This window comes from Chryseobacterium limigenitum (genome assembly GCF_900114875.1).
GTDB lineage: Bacteria > Bacteroidota > Bacteroidia > Flavobacteriales > Weeksellaceae > Chryseobacterium > Chryseobacterium limigenitum.
Genome location: NZ_FPKW01000049.1, coordinates 1 through 2,945, shown reverse-complemented (window position 1 = coordinate 2,945; position 2,945 = coordinate 1). Strand labels below are relative to the sequence as shown.

The 2,945-nt window shown below is 37.9% G+C and carries 1 protein-coding gene; it reads left to right on the top strand.

All coding sequences use genetic code 11. From position 1 onward, the window contains the following. Positions 1-2,889: T9SS type A sorting domain-containing protein (locus BT156_RS21650; protein ID WP_072412987.1), on the top strand; the 2,889-nt coding region annotated here is incomplete at its 5' end. Between the last annotated feature and the right edge of the window lie 56 nt (positions 2,890-2,945).

Below are 2,945 nucleotides of genomic sequence, written 5' to 3'. Positions count from 1 at the left end.
AATATCTGTAATGAGGGCAATTACAATGTAGACACTCACAGTCCGAGAATGTCTTGGATCTCTTTTAAGATGAAAGCAACGCCCATTCACACTTTGGTATCTTTAACGGATGCGGGAAGCCCAAATACTTTTTTACCTAGTGATGATAAAGTAAATCTCTACGCCAAACAAGGTTTTGCGGCTAATCTTTATCATTATCAATACAGTTTAGATAATGTGACTTGGGTGGATATTAATGCCTCTCTATCTACCTTAAATAAATTAAGTGTTTCGGCAAAAGATCTTCTCGGAGCAAATTATTCGCAGTATGTGGGACAAAACATTTATTTCCGAGTGGCATCTTGTTTATCTAATGGGGTATATCAGTCCGTTTCTTCTCCTGTAGTGTTAACACTCATTCAGTCTGCTCCGCATATTCTTACCAGTTCTGTAACACCAACAAAATGTTTTGATACTACAGATGGTACGGTAACGCTAAACTTTGATCGGACACTAATTTCTGGTGAAACTTTAAAAATCTCTTTGGTCAATACCGTAACAGGAGCAGCTGTTCTTAATCAGGATATTACCAGTAATTTACAGACCGGTACTTCTTACACCTTGCAAAACCTTCCTCCGGGAACGTATAAATTGGATCTGTTGGGAACTTTAAATGGAAATAATGCGACCTATACAGACAGTCCTACCCATACCATCAATTTTGAAATTACCAAACCTACACCGGTTACTTTTTCTATGACCTCGCAGACCAATGTGTATTGTTTTCAAGGGAATGACGGTATTATAAATCTTACCGCAGGTGGCGGACAAAACCAATACCAGTATAAAGTTATCAAAGACGGACAACCATTCTTAGATTGGACGAATTTTAGTAATGGAAATAATACTGCAATTCAGAATCTGAGTGCAGGAATCTATAAAATAAAAGTAAGAGATTCTAACCAATGTGTTGCAAAAGACCCTGCTAATTCTAGTATTGAAAAAGAAATTACAGTTACCATTACTCAACCTTCACAAGCAATTGCTCTTCCTTCGGCGGATATTGAAATCGTTCAGCCTACAGGATTTGGACTAAGCAACGGGTATATTTCGGTACGGGTAACAGGTGGAACACCTAATACCGATGGAAGCTATAATTTTGAATGGAGAAAAGACAGCCCGACCGGAGCTATTATCTCTACAGGAATTACCACCGATGCCGTGAATAATCCATACACCATAAAACTCGCTAATCTTCCTGCCGGAAATTATTACCTAACCGTAAAAGATAAAAATTACGCCAATGCAACCTCCCAATTAGGAAATTGTGGTATTATTTCGCAGGAATTTATTGTCTTACAGCCTTTTCCTTTAGTTGCCACAATTGAAATTGAAAAGCAGATTTCCTGCAACGTGGCCAATGATTACCCTTATAAGTTGGATCTAGACAACAATGGAGTTCCTGATGAAGCTGAAGATGGCAAATTGAAAGCGGTTGTTACAGGAGGTGTAGGAGCGTATTCCTATCAATGGCAGGTACTCAATGGAGGAACTTTCCAAGATATTCCAGGAGCAACACAAGCAATTTTAGCCGATCGTTCTGTGGGAACTTACAAAGTTTTGGTACACGATGTAAACAATAATACAGCAGATGCTTCTTATACTTTTGTTTTTCCTCCGCAATTAGCAATTACCATGTCAGCCAATACCATTTCGTGCTATAATCAAAATACGGGAATGGTTTCTGTGAATGCAACAGGAGGAACAGGAAGTTTGTCTTATGAATGGAACACAATGCACACCACGCCAACGGTTACAGGACTGCCGGGAGGAAATTACTTTGTGTTGGTGACCGATTCCAAAAACTGCAAAGTGAAAGGTAATGTACAGGTTATTCAGCCTGACCAAATTATTATTACAGATGTTTTGGTTCAAAATCCTATCTGCTTTGGAGCAAGTAACGGAGAAATTAAAACCAATATTACAGGAGGCAAAGCACCTTATACCATTAGTTGGTCTAATGGAACTACCACAGTAGACAATGTTGGAATTCCAGCAGGGACTTATACGATGACAGTTACCGATGCGAATGGATGTATTTCAACTAAACAATATAATTTAATTGATCCTGTGCAGCTTACAGTAGATTTAGGAGCAGATGTAACTTTGTGTTCGGGAGATACACAAACCTATAACGTTGCAATTAATGATCCTCTCGCTACTTACCAGTGGAAAGACCAGAACGGAAATGTGATTGGTAATTCGGCAACCATCACTTTATCTGCGGCAGGAACATATACTGTAATCATTACAGATTCTAAAGGCTGTACGGCTACTGATAGTGTGAAGATTAAAAACTCATCTGAAGTGTTGAACCCTCAATTTATGTTGGCTACTCACGCTTATTCAGAAGCCAGTGTGGTACTGGTAAATACATCGCCAACTCAGCCACAGGCAGTAGAATGGATAATTCCTCCAGGTAATAATATTCAGGTTGTTCAGAAAACAAATAACCTTTTAGAACTTAAATTCTCAGTTCCGGGTTCTTATGAAATTGGATTGAAAGGAATTCAGGGAGAGTGTGTAAAAACTTTCTATAAAAAAGTGATTGTTGAAGAAAATACTTCAGGAGTTACACTTAATCCTACAAAAGCCTCTAATATAACAGAATTCACACTTCTGCCAAATCCGAATAATGGGGTATTTAAAGTTTTAGTAGGTCTGGGAGTACAAAATCCTATCAAAATCCGAATCGTAGACATGGTTTCTCATGAAGTTTACCCTGCAGTTACTCAGCCGAAAGCTGCGTATTTCGTTGTGCCATTTAATACATCTCTTCCCGCAGGAACTTATCTGATTATACTGGAAACAGGTAATGAAGTATTAGTAAAAAGAATGCTTGTACAATAAAAATAATTGATGATTAAAGATAAAATGCAAACCATGAATTTTTATAAAAATTTAAA